The organism is Flavobacterium aquaticum (assembly GCF_003259835.1).
GTDB classification, from domain to species: Bacteria; Bacteroidota; Bacteroidia; order Flavobacteriales; family Flavobacteriaceae; genus Flavobacterium; species Flavobacterium aquaticum.
In genome coordinates this window covers 144,887-160,958 of record NZ_QLMI01000007.1, presented here as the reverse complement: position 1 = coordinate 160,958, position 16,072 = coordinate 144,887, and the positions used below count along the sequence as shown (strand labels likewise).

The following is a 16,072-nucleotide window of genomic DNA, read 5'->3' as shown; positions in this document are numbered from 1 at the left end:
ATATAGAAAATAGATAAATGAAGCTCATCAAATCCAATTCACTAAAAAAAGTATTGCACTATGCGAAACCTTACCAAAAAAGGTTCAATTGGGTAATCGTTTGGGCTATCTTACTTTCTATTTTCGCTGCAGCGCGTCCGTATTTATTGAAACAAACGGTTGACGAATACATCAAACCCGAAGACGAAAACGGATTACTTCTCTATGTTGTTTTAATGGCAGTAGTACTTTTGTTAGAGGTTTTAGCGCAATTTTACTTTACATATTGGGCAAACTGGCTCGGACAAGACATTATTAAAGACATTCGCGATAAATTATTCCATCATATTACTTCCTTTAAAATGAAGTATTTTGATAATGAACCTGTTGGAAAATTGGTGACACGTTCGGTTTCCGATATCGAATCGATTGCTAGTATTTTCAGTCAAGGTTTATTTATGATTGTGAGTGATGTGCTAAAAATGGTTGTAATTCTAGGTATCATGTTCTTCATGAACTGGAAATTATCGTTAATCGTTTTAGCTGCAATGCCTGTTTTAATTTACGCTACTGATGTTTTCCAAAAGAAAATGAAAGTCGCTTTTAACGAAGTTCGAAACGAAGTAGCCAACCTAAACACTTTTGTACAAGAACGATTAACTGGAATGAAAATCGTGCAATTGTTCAATAGAGAAGCGATTGAATTAGAAAAGTTCAAAGAAATCAACCAGAAACACAACGTAGCTTGGTTGAAAAACATTTTGTACAACTCCATCTTCTTCCCTATTGCCGATATCGTTTCTTCATTGACTTTAGGAGCAATTGTGTATTACGCTGGAATTTCCATCATAAATGGAGACACATTGACTACTGTAGGAGATTTATTCGCTTACACCATGTTAATCAACATGTTATTCAATCCATTGCGTCAAATTGCGGATAAATTCAACGTGATGCAGATGGGAATTATCGCTGCAGATAGAGTTTTTGAAATTCTAGAAAAAGAAGAGAATGTTCAAGACAACGGAACAGTTGAAGCGACGCATTTTAAAGGATTTATTCAATTGAAAGATGTTCGTTTTAGTTATATCAAAAACGAAGAAGTTTTAAAAGGCATCAATTTAGAAGTCCAACCTGGCGAAACCATTGCTATTGTAGGAAGTACGGGTGCTGGAAAATCAACTATTATCAATTTATTGAATCGTTTTTACGAAATTAATTCGGGTGAAATTACGATTGATAATCGAAATATTAACGACTATACCTTAGAAAGTCTTCGCAAGCAAATTGCTATTGTATTGCAAGATGTTTTCTTGTTTGCTGATACGATTTACAATAATATTACCCTTCATAACGAAGCCATTACAAGAGAAGACGTCATTACAGCCGCTAAGAAAATTGGCGTGCACGATTTCATTATGAGCTTACCTGAAGGCTACGATTACAACGTAAAAGAACGCGGAGTGATGCTTTCGTCGGGTCAACGCCAATTGATTGCCTTTTTGAGAGCGTATGTAAGCAATCCAAGTATTTTAATTTTGGATGAAGCGACTTCTTCTATCGATACGCATTCGGAAGAATTAATTCAAAAAGCAACGGAAACCATTACTAAAGACAGAACTTCTATCGTAATCGCTCACCGATTAGCAACCGTTATCAATGCGAGTAAAATCATCGTTATGGATAAAGGGCAAATCGTAGAATTCGGAAAACATAGCGAATTGGTGAATAAGCCAAATGGTTATTATAAGAAATTGTACGATTCGCAGTTTGCTGTGGAGGTTGAGTAGTATAGTGTTCAGTATTCAGTGGTAAGTGTTCAGTTTTAGAACGCGGATAACACAGATTAAACGGGTTTTTACTGATTTTCCTTTGCGTTTCTTAGCGTAAAACTTTGCAAACTTTGCGGTTAATCTTTTTTACACAGAGATTCATAGAGTTTTTTTAATTTGATTTGTGTTGAGAGCTACACAGAGACGTTACACTTTTATACTTGAAATTGAATTTGACCTTGAACTTGAATATAAATCACAGATTCCCTTTGCGTTTCTTTGCGTAAAACTTTGCGAACTTTGCGTTTAAACTTTTAAAATATTTCCTTAAATTCGCAACTTATAAATAAAACTGAAATACTTTATAAAAAATGAAATACGATATCATAGTTTTAGGAAGTGGTCCTGGTGGTTATGTAACTGCTATTAGAGCATCACAATTAGGCTTCAAAGTAGCCGTTATCGAAAAAGAAAATTTGGGTGGAATTTGTTTGAATTGGGGTTGTATTCCAACGAAAGCATTATTAAAATCGGCTCAAGTATTTGATTACCTAAAACATGCTTCAGATTACGGATTAACCGTTAAAGAATTTGATAAAGACTTCAACGCTGTAATTGCACGTTCGCGTTCGGTTGCAGAAGGAATGAGCAAAGGAGTTCAATTCTTAATGAAGAAAAATAAAATCGACGTTATTGATGGTTTTGGAAAAGTAAAACCAGGTAAAAAAGTAGACGTTACTGCTGCTGACGGAAAAGTTACTGAATATACTGCAGATCATATCATCATTGCAACAGGAGCGCGTTCTCGCGAATTACCAAACTTACCGCAAGATGGTAAAAAAGTAATCGGATACCGCCAAGCAATGACATTACCTGAGCAACCAAAGAAAATGATTGTTGTAGGTTCTGGTGCGATTGGAGTTGAGTTTGCTCATTTCTATAACGCAATGGGAACAGAAGTTACGATTGTTGAATTCATGCCTAACATTGTTCCAGTGGAAGACGAAGACATCTCAAAACAATTTGAGCGTTCGTTGAAAAAAGCAGGAATCAACGTAATGACGAATTCTTCTGTGGAACGAATTGATACTACTGGAAACGGAGTGAAAGCATTTGTTAAAACAGCAAAAGGAGAAGAAGTTTTAGAAGCAGATATCTTATTATCAGCAGTTGGAATTAAAACCAACATCGAAAACATCGGATTAGAAGAAACAGGTATTGCTACCGATAGAGATAAAATTTTAGTAAACGCATATTACCAAACTAACGTTCCAGGTTACTACGCTATTGGTGATGTAACGCCTGGACAAGCTTTAGCACACGTTGCTTCTGCTGAAGGTATTTTATGTGTGGAAAAAATTGCAGGTTTACATGTTGAGCCATTAGATTATGGAAACATTCCAGGTTGTACGTATGCGACTCCAGAAATTGCTTCTGTGGGTATGACTGAAAAACAAGCGAAAGAAAAAGGATACGAAATCAAAGTGGGTAAATTCCCATTCTCAGCTTCAGGAAAAGCAAAAGCTGCTGGAACTCCAGACGGATTTGTAAAAGTAATTTTTGATGCGAAATACGGTGAATGGTTAGGTTGCCACATGATTGGTGCCGGAGTAACCGATATGATTGCTGAAGCAGTTGTAGCCCGTAAATTAGAAACTACAGGACACGAAATCTTAAAAGCAGTTCACCCTCACCCAACGATGAGTGAAGCAGTTATGGAAGCTGTGGCTGATGCTTATGGTGAAGTAATTCACTTGTAGTCTTTAGAACAAAGAAAATAGATTTTAGAAAATAGATTAAATCCGATTTGTGAAAGCAGGTCGGATTTTTTTGTTGATAACTTGGATAGAGTTTGTAGGAAAAATTAATTATATTTGAGAAAACTTCTAGTTTAGATTTACTTTTATCTAAACATAAATAGAATTATAATAATTGTTATCAAATTGAGCTGTTATTTTAAAAATGATTTTATATGAATTGGAATAGTGCTAAAAATTTAAATGAAAATAATTACGAATTACCAGGAGATTGGCTTAAAATAGAATATTTTGAGGCATTAAATATATTATTTCGTGTGGAAAATTCATTGAGAATTTTCGTTTATATAATTCTTAAAAACGAATTCAAAGAAAAATGGAAAGATTTAGCAGTAACTTCAGATGATTCTGAAACTTCAACTATCGGAGCAATAGCAAAAAAACGTATAGCTCAAGATAAAAATTTTGCTTATCTAGGTTATGTAATATCAAGTCCTTTGTTACATCTTACTAGTGGGGAACTTATAAGAATAATTACATCTGAATCATATTGGAAATTTTTTAAAAATTATTTTCCCGGTTCAAAAGAAATAATAAAAAATAAACTTGATGAAATTGGTAACGTTAGAAATTCGTTAGCACATTTTAGACCCATTAAAAAGGGTGATATTGAATTGGTAAAACAAAATTCTATTCACACTTTATCTGAAATAGAAAAAACAATCAATGATTTTTTAAATTGTAGAGATGTAGTACCTACTAATACAGAGGAAAATTGGTATAAAGAATTAATAACAATTGGTATTGATGAGTGTAAAATAAGTTTTAAACAAAGTAAAAAAGGTGAATGGATTAAATTACAATTAAAATTTACACCTCCAGTAATATCAAAAAATATTAGATGGCCTGGTTATATAGTCAAAACTTTTAACTTAAGATCTGATAATTTATCTACTATTTATAATAATTTAATTAATAGTTGTATCTCTGTGAATGAAATTAATCCATCTGCGTATACTCAAAATCCGGATAATCATCAAATAAGCAAAATCATAGAATTTACATTTGGTATTAAAAGTATTGAAAAAAACTATTTATCAATTAAAATAGATTTAGAGAATATTTTGTTAAAAATTTCTCAAGAAATTACTTTAATTAAGGACGATAATTTAGCAAGAGGGAAATTAATTGAAGTTGTTGATTGTTCATATAGAAAAATAAATGAAAGTGATTATTATGAATTGAGAGCTAATTCATTCTCAACAGAGCTAGATGAAAGTAGTCCTGTTGAATTTTGGGGATCATTGGGTTATTATGATAAAGATTTTATCTCTAGTGCAGAAAAATATCCTTGGATGCCAACTGAAGTATCCCATGACAATTCCTCCTTACCATTTTAACTCAAATTCACAACTATACACAAAACAAACAAAAATCCAACTCCAACACAACTCCAATTTTCTACTACAACTCTTACAAATATCATGTTTTATCTGACTAAAAATCAATATATTTGGTTGTAATTACGATGCTTCATGAAAAAATATTTCGACAATCTTACTGAAGCTTTTACTGTTGATTTATTTAAAACTAAAAATTCTATAAATATGATAAAAAAAGTAATTATATTTTTCGTTCTAATCCAAACTTTAAATATAAATGCACAAAGCATTAAACAAGAATTTTATGACACTAATGGGAAGAAAATTTCTAAAGAAGAATTCTTAAAATTAGAAAATCACAACATTAATCTTGCCATTGGTTTAGATTATGACTCATTACAAGTTTTTAAATTAGTAAACCGAATTAATCTTGATACCTTAGATACTTTAGCTTTAGGAAATTTAAAAAAACACCTCGAATTAAACTATGAACAAAAAATTGCTAATGATGAATATATTGTAATAAACTACATTACTGCCAATCCCCTTTTAAAAAAAGAAAACAACTTATCTCTTTGGACAATTCTTCAACCTAATTACATTAAAAAATTACACAAAAAAGTAAAGTGTAAACAATTTTGGATTTATGATGAATCACAAATACATTTAGATAGCTACAAATATGCTCATATTAATTGGTTAAAAGAAAAGGATAGTTTTATTAAAAATTTATTTTATCCTTTTCAATTTAGTTATGGAAATTGTACTGTAATTGCTCCTAATGGAAATTTTTACAGTTATTATGGGGAATATGGTCCTGAAAAAGTTTTTAACGGTATCGAAATTTTAAAAAAGTTATAATTTACAATTTTAACCAAACTTGATAGTGCGGATTTACAATCCGTGTTCACAAACTAAAACAAACACAAAACACAACTCCATTTTTTTACTACAACTCTTACAAATGTCATGTTTTATCTGACTAAAAATCACTATATTTGATTGTAATTAAGATGCTTCATGAAAAAATATTTCGACAATCTTACTGAAGCTTTACAGAACTTCCTCATCGAAGTGGGCGAACTCTCCTACTTTGCAGGACGCTTTTTCAAAGAATTTTGGAAACCGCCTTACGAATTCAAAGAATTGTTGCGCCAATGTTTTTACATTGGAAACCGTTCTTTGTTGTTGGTTAGCGTTACAGGTTTTATCATTGGTTTGGTATTTACGTTGCAATCGCGCCCTACTTTGCAGGAATTTGGTGCTGTTTCATGGATGGCGTCTATGGTGAGTGTTTCTATTATTCGAGAAATTGGTCCCATCATCACCGCTTTAATTTGCGCTGGAAGAATTGGTTCAGGAATTGGTGCCGAATTAGGTTCCATGAAAGTAACCGAACAAATTGATGCGATGGAAGTTTCGGGAACCAATCCATTCAAATATTTAGTCATTACTAGAATTTTAGCGACTACCTTAATGTTACCGTTACTTGTAATCGTAGGCGATTTCATCGCTATTTACGGTTCGTTTTTAGTAGAAAACATTAAAGGAAATGTGTCGTTTACCTTATATTTCAATCAGGTTTTTAATATTTTAGAATACAGCGATATTGTGCCGGCTACCATCAAAACCTTCTTTTTTGGGTTTGCGATTGGTTTAGTGGGTTGCTACAAAGGTTATAACTGTAAAAAAGGTACGGCTGGCGTAGGAAAAGCAGCAAATGCAGCGGTAGTTTATACTTCTATGTTGCTTTTTATTATTGACTTTGTAGCGGTTTTTGTAACGAACATTTTTTACGATATGTAGCCATGACAACTCCAACTAAAAATGCGATTATCACCATCAAAGATTTGCACAAGCAATTTGGCAGCAATGTGGTTTTGAATGGTTTCGATTTGGAACTCTTTGAAGGAGAAAATTTAGTGGTAATGGGAAAATCGGGCTCGGGTAAATCGGTGATGATTAAATGTGTGATTGGCTTAGAACAACCTGATAGCGGTTCGATTTTAGTCATGAATCAGGAAATCAACAACCTAGAACAAGAAGATTTAGACGAATTACGCACCGAAATTGGATTTTTATTTCAAGGGAGCGCGTTGTACGATTCGATGTCGGTTCGAGAAAATTTAGAGTTTCCGTTGCGTCGTCATACTAAAAAATTTGGCGTTATTGAAGATACTACGCCTTTGGTTATGGAAGCTTTGGAAAGTGTTGGATTAGCTCATGCAATTGATTTAATGCCGAACGAACTTTCGGGCGGAATGAAACGAAGAATAGCCTTAGCTAGAACCTTGATTTTAAAACCAAAAATCATCCTATACGACGAACCTACAACCGGTTTAGACCCGATTACGTCAAAAGAAATTGTACTTTTGATGAATTCGATACAGAAACAATACAACACGTCTTCGATTATCATCACGCATGATGTGGATTGCGCGAAAGTCATTGCCAATCGTATGATTTTATTGATTGATGGTGTGAATTATATAGAAGGAACGTTTGACGAATTAGCCAGTTCAACCGATCCAAAAGTACAAGCATTTTTTAAATAGTTTAGTAATGGAAAAATCAAATTCTCAAAAAATACAACTCGGAATCTTTGTTATCATTGGAACATTGGTATTCTTAGCCGCAATTTATTTTATTGGAAACAAGCAAAATATGTTTGGCAATACTTCGCATTTGAAAGCAGTTTTTGTAAATGTAAACGGATTGCAACCCGGAAACAACGTTCGCTATGCTGGAATTGATATTGGTACGGTGAAAGAAATCGAAATGATTAACGATACCACTATTAGTGTTCATATGATTATTGATAACAAAATTATGGAACACATTAAGAAAAATGCGATTGCTACGATTAGTTCGGATGGTTTGGTGGGCAACATGATTATCAATATTATTCCGGGAAAAGGAGCTACTCAAAAAGTTGAAAATGGCGACACCATTCAATCCTATAGCCGAATTGGAACTGATGCGATGCTTGAGACTTTAAATGTAACCAATGAAAATGCCGCCATGTTAACCGCTGATTTATTAAAAATCACACAAGAAATCACACAAGGAAACGGAACCGTTGGGCTTTTGATACGAGATACACTTATGGCGCAAGATTTGAAAGCCACCATGAGTTATTTGAGACAAACTTCTAAAGGAACTTCGGAATCGGTAGCGAATCTGAACAAATTAATCACCGATTTAAACCGAAAAGACAATGTTATCGGCACTTTAAACGATACAGTTGTGGCCAATCGAATGAAGAAAATTATAATCAATTTAGAAAAATCAAGCAATGAAATTGATAAAGTAGTGACCAATTTAAATGCCACCATTACCAATGTAAAAGATGGAAAAGGAGCGATAAATTACCTTTCGAATGATCCTAAATTGGTAAAACAAATTGATTCTACAATTACCAACATCAACAAAGCGAGCATCAAACTAAATGAAGATTTAGAAGCTTTAAAACACAATTTCTTGTTTAGAGGTTACTTCAAAAAACAAGAAAAAGAGAAAGCCAAAAAGAAAACAAATTAAAAAAAGGCTGTCATTTTAAAGTGACAGCCTTTTTCATATGCTTTTTAATTATCGGTGATATTCGGTAAAAAGTTCGCCTGTTACACCGCTATCGTTGATTAATGTTTTAATTTTCATAAAATTAGCATTCAAAACTACTACTTTCGACATTTCGCCATCAATTTCTAAATCATCAGTTGTTTGGTCATAATAATAATCTCCTGTCGTTGAAGATGCTTCAATGGGAGTTGTTTCAGAATAATTCATAGCAGGAATCGAAACGGTTAAATATGCACTTATAATATTATTATCATAAGTTCCATCAGATTTAAACTCCATAGTTCCCTCTGAGTCACCTTCTAAATTGGCATTCATTCCTGTGTAATTGGCTGTACCATACATTTTTCCTAATTGCCAAACACCTTCTATATTTGCAGATGTTTCGTCACTGTCTCCATCACTACTACAACCATTTAAAAATAAAACCGATAATAGTAAGAAAGTTACCTTTAAAGAATTGCTTAAAAATTTCATGTTGTTATTTGTTTAAGTTATTTATAATTTCTCTTTTACCAAATTTAATACCAATTCAAATTGCTCTTTTTTTGTCAAGCTAGAATTATCAATTTCAATAGCATCATCCGCTTTTACAAGTGGAGAATCCTCTCTGTGCGTATCAATGTAATCGCGTTCTTCAACGTTTTGAAGTACGTCCTCGAAAGTAATATGTTGTCCTTTTTCAACTAATTCGTCAAAACGACGTTGTGCTCTGGTTTTTGAACTTGCCGTCATGAATAATTTCAATTCAGCATCAGGAAAAACAACGGTTCCGATGTCTCTTCCATCCATTACAATGCCTTTGTCTTTGCCCATGGCTTGTTGTTGTTCTACTAATTTGGCCCGAACTTCTGAAATTTCAGCCACTTTACTTACCATACGCGAAACTTCAATTGTTCTGATTTGGTTTTCGATGTTTTCGTTATTTAAATACATTTCGGCAAATCCTAAAGTTGGATTGAATTGAAAACGCAAATTGATATTTGGCAATTGAGCCACCAAACCTGATTTATCTAAATGCGTTTCAGAAACCAAGTTATGTTGCATAGCAAAATATGCCACAGCGCGATACATCGCACCCGTATCTACATACACGTAACCCAATGCTGCAGCCAATTGCTTAGCCAATGTGCTTTTTCCTGTTGACGAAAAACCGTCTATTGCTATGGTAATTTTTTTCATTTTTATTTAAATGTAGAATATCTAATCTACATAATTTAATCTTACAATAATATTTTTATTCTTGATTGCTTTATTTGAAAAATGATATTCAAACAAATATTCACAATATGAGTCACATAATGGTCCTGATTCAAATGAAGGGTTAACATATATTGTATCATTAGAATATTTCACATCATCCATTGGATTTTGACAACAATCTGAATAAACATTAAACTTAATTACAGTTGAATCAGTCAAAACTTGTTTTTCTAAATTTCTTATTTCTGGACCATACTTTGCAACAGAATCATAATTTGGATGATGCATAGGAGAACCATCTTCTGCCTTATTAATATCTTTCCCCTTAAATGCATAATCTTTGTTTAATTCAGCACAAGAAAAAACTAAAAATGACAAGATTAGTAATATAAAATTTCTCATAAATAATCCTCTATTAAATTTAAATTAGCCTAGTAATAATGAAATGCATTTAAGCTAATCACTAATTACTTTTCACTAATCACTCATTTCTACTCCAAATCAATCATCAAACCAAATAAACTGGTATTGGCCGCCACTGTATATCTGGAATACGAATAATCAAATTTCACTTTTCCAAATCGCAATCCAAAACCAACTGATATTCCTGAGAAATTACGTTGTTCTAAAATTCGTAACTCTTCGCTTCTTCTAAAATTATAACCCAATCGAATATTAAAACCTTTTTCTGGAAATAATTCTGCACCTAAAATTACATGTCGTAAAGCGTTATTAAAAAAAGATACTTTTTCTTCTTCCGAACCACCATCTAAACTGCCTTCTGCTCTATTTGGATTGGAAAAAGCAATATTCCATTGTTGTAAATTTTCAAAAGTCATGTGCCAACGAATAGGTACATTTTCCATTAATTGCGAAATTCCAGCATCAATGGCTAAAGGTAATTTCTCATTCGTATCTTCGTATGGTTTGATTTGAAAACCTAAATTTCTAACCGTTAATCCGTAATTGATATCATTGTCGTAATCCACATACAAAAATCCTAAATCTACAGCGGCTCCCCAAGAATTATAGCTTTCTAAAGTGGATGAGATTAATTTTGCATTGGCGCCCACAAACATATCGGTCCAAGGAATATTATAGGCATACCCTACTGACAATGCGGCTTCACTTCCTGTAAAATCAGAAGTTAAATTTCCTAGTTCATCGCGTCCTTCAAAAGTTCCGTAATTAACATAACTTATTCCGGCATGAAACGTTTGCAAATGTCGGTCGTAAGTATACGCATAAGCGGCTGTTCCATAAGAAACTTCTCCAAAATAACTTCCATAATTTACCGATAATCTTTTGTGCATTTCGGCATTAATTGTAGCTGGATTATAAAACGCTTGATTTACGTCATAATCGACAACTGTAACCGTTTTTCCACCTAAAGCGGCTTGTCGTGGTGATTGCGCTAAGTTCAAAAACTGATATACTGCTTTACCTCCTATTTGGCTAAAAGATACAGCCGATAGTAGAAATGAGAGTAGTAATACGAGTTTTCTTAGCATTTTTTGGTGTTAATCTTACTTATAACGCAACTGCGAAGATAAAATTATATCGGTTAGGAAACAAAAAAAGAACTCCCAATAAATGAATTATTGAGAGTTCCTATTCTAATTCTTGTGAATTTACTTTTTACTTTCTAAAACTTTAGCGTTTTTCACCTTTTGATTCGTAATGGCAATGTCTAAAACTTCGCTCATTCGATCAACGTAATGGAATGTTAATCCTTCGATATAATCCGCTTTGATTTCTTCTATATCACGTTTGTTTTCCTTACACAAAATGATTTCTTTGATGTTTGCTCTTTTCGCAGCTAGAATCTTTTCTTTGATTCCGCCGACTGGCAATACTTTTCCACGAAGTGTAATTTCTCCTGTCATGGCGATGTGTTTTTTCACTCGTTTTTGGGTGAAAGAAGACACCATCGAGGTCAACATGGCAATTCCAGCACTTGGTCCGTCTTTTGGCGTTGCTCCTTCTGGAACGTGAATGTGAATGTTATAATTATTTAAAACTTCCGGATCAATTCCTAAGAATTCCGCATTAGCACGAATGTATTCCAAAGCAATCGTAACCGATTCTTTCATTACAGTTCCTAAATTACCTGTCATCGTCATAGCTCCTTTTCCTTTTGAGATTAAGGATTCGATAAATAAAATATCACCACCAACTGATGTCCAAGCTAAACCTGTAACAACTCCAGCCACATCGTTATTTTCGTATTTATCACGCTCCATTCTTGGTGATTTCAATACTTCTAAAATATCAGCATCCGAAACTTTTACGTTATATGGCTCTTCCATGGCAATTGATTTTGCAGCATGACGTACCATTTGAGCGATTTTCTTTTCTAAACCACGAACACCTGATTCACGCGTGTAACCTACTACGATTTTTTCTAATTGCTTTTTACCTATTTGTAAATCTTTAGCGGTTAATCCGTGTTCTTTTAATTGTTTTGGTAACAAGTGTGTTTTAGCGATTTCCGTTTTCTCTTCAATCGTATAACCTGTCATTTCGATGATTTCCATACGATCACGAAGTGCTGGTTGAATGGTTGACAAACTATTCGAAGTCGCAATGAACATCACTTTTGATAAATCATACCCTAATTCCAAGAAATTATCATGGAATTCTTTGTTTTGCTCTGGATCCAAAACTTCCAATAAAGCCGAAGATGGATCACCATTATGACTTGACGATAATTTATCAATCTCATCTAAAACAAATACCGGATTTGATGTTTTTGCTTTTTTAATATTTTGTAGAATTCTTCCTGGCATAGCTCCGATATACGTTTTTCTGTGACCACGTATTTCCGCTTCATCACGTAAACCGCCTAACGACATTCTGATATATTCTCTTCCTAAAGCTTCTGCAATAGATTTCCCAATTGACGTTTTACCAACTCCTGGAGGTCCGTATAAACATAGAATTGGCGATTTCATGTCGTTACGAAGCTTTAAAACTGCCAAATGTTCAACAATACGTTTCTTTACATCTTCTAAACCATAATGGTCTCTATCCAGAATTTTTTGAGCACGTTTTAAATCGAAATTATCTTTGGTAAATTCATTCCAAGGCAATTCTAAAAACAACTCAATATAATTGCGTTGGATACCAAAATCAGGTGAATTTGGATTGGTACGTTGCAGCTTAGACAATTCTTTTTCGAAATGTTGCGCTGTTTTATCATCCCATTTCTTCTTTTTCCCTTTGGCGCGCATTTCTTCAATTTCAGCTTCATACGAAACGCCCCCCAATTCTTCTTGAATAGTTTTCATTTGTTGCTGTAAGAAATATTCGCGTTGTTGTTGGTCTAAATCGAAACGAACTTTTGATTGAATATCGTTGCGAACTTCTAATTTTTGAAGCTCTAAGTTCATGAAACGCAAAGTTTCAAGCGCTCTATCTTTTAAATTTGGAATCGATAGTAATTCTTGTTTTTCTTCTACCGAAAGATTCATGTTAGAAGAAACAAAATTGATCAAAAACGGATTACTTTCGATATTTTTGATTGCAAAAGTAGCTTCTGTTGGGATATTTGGACTTTCCTTGATAATTTGGATTGCCAATTCCTTAATAGAATCTACAATCGCCTTGAACTCGACATTTTTATCATCTGGACGCTCCTCGGTAACCTCTTTGATTTTGGCTCTCAAATAAGGTTCTTCTTGCGTAAACGCTTCTACTTCAAAACGTTTTTTACCTTGAAGAATAACGGTTGTATTTCCATCAGGCATTTTTAAAACTCGCATGATACGAGCCACAGTTCCAATGTGATGTACGTCATTTGGAGTTGGTTCTTCTACGTTTTCATCAATTTGTGCTACCACACCAATGATTTTACCTTTCGCATTGGCATCATTAATTAATTTAATCGATTTATCTCTTCCGGCAGTAATTGGAATAACCACTCCTGGGAATAAAACGGTATTTCGTAAAGGTAAAATGGCGATATCTTCAGGCAAAGCCTCGTTGTTCATTTCTTCTTCATCTTCAGGCGTCATTAACGGAATCAATTCCGCATCTGGATCCATTTCTTGAAGTGACAAATTGTCAAGCGCTAGTATTTTTTGATTCGGCATAATAATATTTATGGTCTTTTTGTCAGTAATTTTATTTTGAAATAGTATTCAAAGTTACGCATTAAGGCGTTATTTTATTGATAATCAAACCATAAAATAAATTTAAATCACTATTTCAATTCTAGTAGGTCAATTTGTATGCCATAAAAAATCCCGAAGTGTTAATTCGGGATTCTGTATATATTTCACTTTAGTTTTTAAAAAAGAGTATAATCAATTAAGATAGACTCATAAATAATTCCTGAAGAATTAGTTACTGATTTAATAATCCCTACATTTTTTGCAAACCAATATTCAGAATTTATTGTTGATGGAGGAGCTCCTGGCATAATAGTATTTTGAACAAAACTTACTTTAATTACATCATTATAAGTTTCTCCATCTACTGTTGCAGTTACATTTTTTGCTAAAATTGTACCTGTATAATTTATTGTTAATGTAATGGAAGGAATTCCTGTGTACGATGTTGTTTGCGTGTAAGATCCATTCCATGTTTGACCAACAGCAATATTATCTTTTAAAACAATATATTCATAACCTGTTTGAGTTCCAGTTAAACCGCCAGCATTTATGACTAAATCATCCGTTTTTAGTTTATAAACTCCGTTGTTTTTATTTAACCAAGTTGTAGCCGAACCTGAAACTGCTGAACCTGAACCTGATTGAGGAGCAAATTTGTAATAGGTTTGTCCTCCAAAATTTCCTGTTCCAATTATTTTTATAGGATCTAATTCAACACCATCGCGTTCCATTATCCATTCGTTATTAATTGCAGTTGGCCAATAATCTCCTGAAGATGAACCTCCGCCACCACCACCAATTTCTAAATCTGGATCTACAGGCTCATTATCACATGAAACTGTTGTAAAAGCTAAAGTTAAAACGAAAAGTGTTACAATTGATTTTATAGTTTTCATAAGTTAATTTGAATTATTTTTCCAAATATATAAAGATATTTTATTTTTTTGGTACTCTGAGTAATAAAAGTAATCCTACAACAAAAAATAAGATTAAAAACAAGATAGCATTTTGGATTTTACCCGTTACATCGGCGATATAGCCATAGGTAAACATTCCAATTACGATACCTATTTTTTCCGCAACATCGTAAAAACTAAAAAACGAAGTAGTGTCTTTTGTATCTTCAGGAATAAATTTAGAATAAGTAGATCGTGATAAAGATTGAATTCCTCCCATTACTAATCCCACAAAGGCTGCAGCAATGTAAAAATCATTTGGAGTAACTACAAAATAGGCATAAGTACAAATTAAAATCCATGAGAAGTTTAAACCAATTAAAATTGCGATATTTCCATATTTAGCAACAAGTTTAGATGTTAGCCAAGCACCTAAAACAGCAATTAATTGAATTAATAAAATACTCACAATTAATCCCATTGTTCGCTTACTATCGCTACCCCATTGCACTTCTTTTTCACCAAAATAAGCAGCAATAATCATGATAGTTTGCACTGCCATACTATAAACGAAGAAAGCGCCTAAATAACGTCGTAAAGATTTTAATTCTTTAATTTGTTGCCAAACTTTTCGTAATTCTTTAAAACCATTGAATAGTACATTTTTATGCAGTTTGTTTTCGTTTTTATTATTTGGCAAGTAGTAATAAGTGTATTGACTGAATCCTAACCACCAAATACCTACTAAAAGAAACGAATATTGCATCATTTGTAATTTTTGGTCATCCTCTACTGACATAACCATAGCTAAACAAATCAATAACAAAACTACACTTCCAATATATCCTAAACTAAATCCTTTTGCACTAATAGTATCTTGTTGTTCTTTGTGAGCGATATCGGGTAAATAGGAATTATAGAATACTAAACTTCCCCAAAAACCAATCAAGGCTAGTAAATACGAAACTAAACTTAAAACAACTGTATCTAATGAAAAGAAATACAAACTCATACAAGAAACAGCTCCTACATAACAAAAAAGTTTTAAGAAAAACTTCTTATTCCCCAAGTAGTCAGCAATTCCTGATAATAATGGCGATATAAATGCGATGATTAGAAATCCTAAAGCGGTAACATAACTTATCAAGGCTTCGCTTCGAATAGAAAAACCAAACAAGACAATCTCTTCAATATTCTTTTGGCGGAATAAAGCGCCGTAGTACAATGGAAAAATAGTTGAAGAAATCACCAAAGCGTAAACCGAATTTGCCCAATCGTAAAAAGCCCAAGCATTTAAAAGTTTTGAATCTCCTTTTTGAAGTTGTTGCATAAAAGTTATTTTAAATAAAAAATCCCGACACTGTCGGGATTCAAATATAATAGTAATTTTTT

General features: G+C 33.1%; 14 protein-coding genes. 7 read left to right on the top strand and 7 right to left on the bottom strand.

Annotated features, from left to right (window positions below):
• The first annotated feature begins 17 nt into the window (after positions 1-17).
• The 7 genes from B0I03_RS11540 (at position 18) to B0I03_RS11510 (ending at position 8,430) form a co-directional block, all read left to right on the top strand.
• Positions 18-1,769: an ABC transporter ATP-binding protein gene (locus B0I03_RS11540; protein ID WP_111567590.1), complete on the top strand. Its 1,752-nt coding sequence runs from the start codon at positions 18-20 to the stop codon at positions 1,767-1,769.
• A gap of 353 nt (positions 1,770-2,122) precedes the next feature.
• A complete protein-coding gene (gene lpdA / locus B0I03_RS11535) occupies positions 2,123-3,511 on the top strand; it encodes a dihydrolipoyl dehydrogenase (protein WP_111567589.1) in 1,389 nt (462 codons plus the stop codon).
• Between the two features lie 212 nt (positions 3,512-3,723).
• Positions 3,724-4,908: a hypothetical protein gene (locus B0I03_RS11530; protein ID WP_111567588.1), complete on the top strand. Its 1,185-nt coding sequence runs from the start codon at positions 3,724-3,726 to the stop codon at positions 4,906-4,908.
• A gap of 207 nt (positions 4,909-5,115) precedes the next feature.
• Positions 5,116-5,751, top strand: a complete 636-nt coding sequence (locus B0I03_RS11525; RefSeq protein ID WP_146603295.1) for a hypothetical protein — start codon at positions 5,116-5,118, stop codon at positions 5,749-5,751.
• A gap of 159 nt (positions 5,752-5,910) precedes the next feature.
• Positions 5,911-6,696: an MlaE family ABC transporter permease gene (locus tag B0I03_RS11520; RefSeq protein WP_111567586.1), complete on the top strand. Its 786-nt coding sequence runs from the start codon at positions 5,911-5,913 to the stop codon at positions 6,694-6,696.
• Positions 6,697-6,698: 2 nt separating this feature from the next.
• Positions 6,699-7,445 (top strand): ABC transporter ATP-binding protein, encoded by a 747-nt coding sequence (locus B0I03_RS11515; protein WP_111567585.1) that lies wholly within the window; start codon positions 6,699-6,701, stop codon positions 7,443-7,445.
• Positions 7,446-7,452: 7 nt separating this feature from the next.
• Positions 7,453-8,430 carry an MlaD family protein gene (locus tag B0I03_RS11510; protein ID WP_111567584.1) on the top strand — a complete coding sequence of 326 codons (978 nt, stop codon included), beginning with the start codon at positions 7,453-7,455 and terminating at the stop codon, positions 8,428-8,430.
• 48 nt (positions 8,431-8,478) lie between these two features.
• Here the strand turns inward: B0I03_RS11510 and B0I03_RS11505 are convergent, their stop codons facing one another.
• From B0I03_RS11505 to B0I03_RS11475, 7 genes are all read right to left on the bottom strand, one after another.
• Entirely contained in the window at positions 8,479-8,943 is a 465-nt protein-coding gene (locus B0I03_RS11505) for a hypothetical protein (protein WP_111567583.1), read from the bottom strand.
• Between the two features lie 21 nt (positions 8,944-8,964).
• The gene (gene cmk, locus B0I03_RS11500; protein WP_111567582.1) at positions 8,965-9,648 is read right to left on the bottom strand and encodes a (d)CMP kinase; all 684 of its coding nucleotides are present in this window, start codon (positions 9,646-9,648) and stop codon (positions 8,965-8,967) included.
• Positions 9,649-9,669: 21 nt separating this feature from the next.
• On the bottom strand, positions 9,670-10,071 hold the full coding sequence (locus tag B0I03_RS11495) for a hypothetical protein (RefSeq protein WP_111567581.1): 402 nt from the start codon (positions 10,069-10,071) through the stop codon (positions 9,670-9,672).
• Between the two features lie 89 nt (positions 10,072-10,160).
• The gene (porQ, locus tag B0I03_RS11490; protein WP_111567580.1) at positions 10,161-11,180 is read right to left on the bottom strand and encodes a type IX secretion system protein PorQ; all 1,020 of its coding nucleotides are present in this window, start codon (positions 11,178-11,180) and stop codon (positions 10,161-10,163) included.
• A gap of 120 nt (positions 11,181-11,300) precedes the next feature.
• Positions 11,301-13,763, bottom strand: a complete 2,463-nt coding sequence (gene lon / locus B0I03_RS11485; RefSeq protein ID WP_111567579.1) for an endopeptidase La — start codon at positions 13,761-13,763, stop codon at positions 11,301-11,303.
• Positions 13,764-13,960: 197 nt separating this feature from the next.
• Positions 13,961-14,680: a hypothetical protein gene (locus B0I03_RS11480; RefSeq protein WP_111567578.1), complete on the bottom strand. Its 720-nt coding sequence runs from the start codon at positions 14,678-14,680 to the stop codon at positions 13,961-13,963.
• A 40-nt stretch (positions 14,681-14,720) separates the two neighbouring features.
• Positions 14,721-16,010, bottom strand: a complete 1,290-nt coding sequence (locus B0I03_RS11475) for an MFS transporter (protein ID WP_111567577.1) — start codon at positions 16,008-16,010, stop codon at positions 14,721-14,723.
• Positions 16,011-16,072 lie beyond the last annotated feature (62 nt).

Excerpts from the sequence above, each read along its gene's own strand:
- lpdA (WP_111567589.1), top strand. The coding sequence starts at position 2,123 with ATGAAATACGATATCATAGTTTTAGGAAGTGGTCCTGGTGGTTATGTA.
- B0I03_RS11525 (WP_146603295.1), top strand. The coding sequence starts at position 5,116 with ATGATAAAAAAAGTAATTATATTTTTCGTTCTAATCCAAACTTTAAAT.
- B0I03_RS11495 (WP_111567581.1), bottom strand. The coding sequence starts at position 10,071 with ATGAGAAATTTTATATTACTAATCTTGTCATTTTTAGTTTTTTCTTGT.
- B0I03_RS11505 (WP_111567583.1), bottom strand. The coding sequence starts at position 8,943 with ATGAAATTTTTAAGCAATTCTTTAAAGGTAACTTTCTTACTATTATCG.
- B0I03_RS11480 (WP_111567578.1), bottom strand. The coding sequence starts at position 14,680 with ATGAAAACTATAAAATCAATTGTAACACTTTTCGTTTTAACTTTAGCT.
- B0I03_RS11530 (WP_111567588.1), top strand. The coding sequence starts at position 3,724 with ATGAATTGGAATAGTGCTAAAAATTTAAATGAAAATAATTACGAATTA.
- B0I03_RS11515 (WP_111567585.1), top strand. The coding sequence starts at position 6,699 with ATGACAACTCCAACTAAAAATGCGATTATCACCATCAAAGATTTGCAC.
- B0I03_RS11520 (WP_111567586.1), top strand. The coding sequence starts at position 5,911 with ATGAAAAAATATTTCGACAATCTTACTGAAGCTTTACAGAACTTCCTC.
- cmk (WP_111567582.1), bottom strand. The coding sequence starts at position 9,648 with ATGAAAAAAATTACCATAGCAATAGACGGTTTTTCGTCAACAGGAAAA.
- B0I03_RS11510 (WP_111567584.1), top strand. The coding sequence starts at position 7,453 with ATGGAAAAATCAAATTCTCAAAAAATACAACTCGGAATCTTTGTTATC.
- B0I03_RS11540 (WP_111567590.1), top strand. The coding sequence starts at position 18 with ATGAAGCTCATCAAATCCAATTCACTAAAAAAAGTATTGCACTATGCG.
- porQ (WP_111567580.1), bottom strand. The coding sequence starts at position 11,180 with ATGCTAAGAAAACTCGTATTACTACTCTCATTTCTACTATCGGCTGTA.
- B0I03_RS11475 (WP_111567577.1), bottom strand. The coding sequence starts at position 16,010 with ATGCAACAACTTCAAAAAGGAGATTCAAAACTTTTAAATGCTTGGGCT.
- lon (WP_111567579.1), bottom strand. The coding sequence starts at position 13,763 with ATGCCGAATCAAAAAATACTAGCGCTTGACAATTTGTCACTTCAAGAA.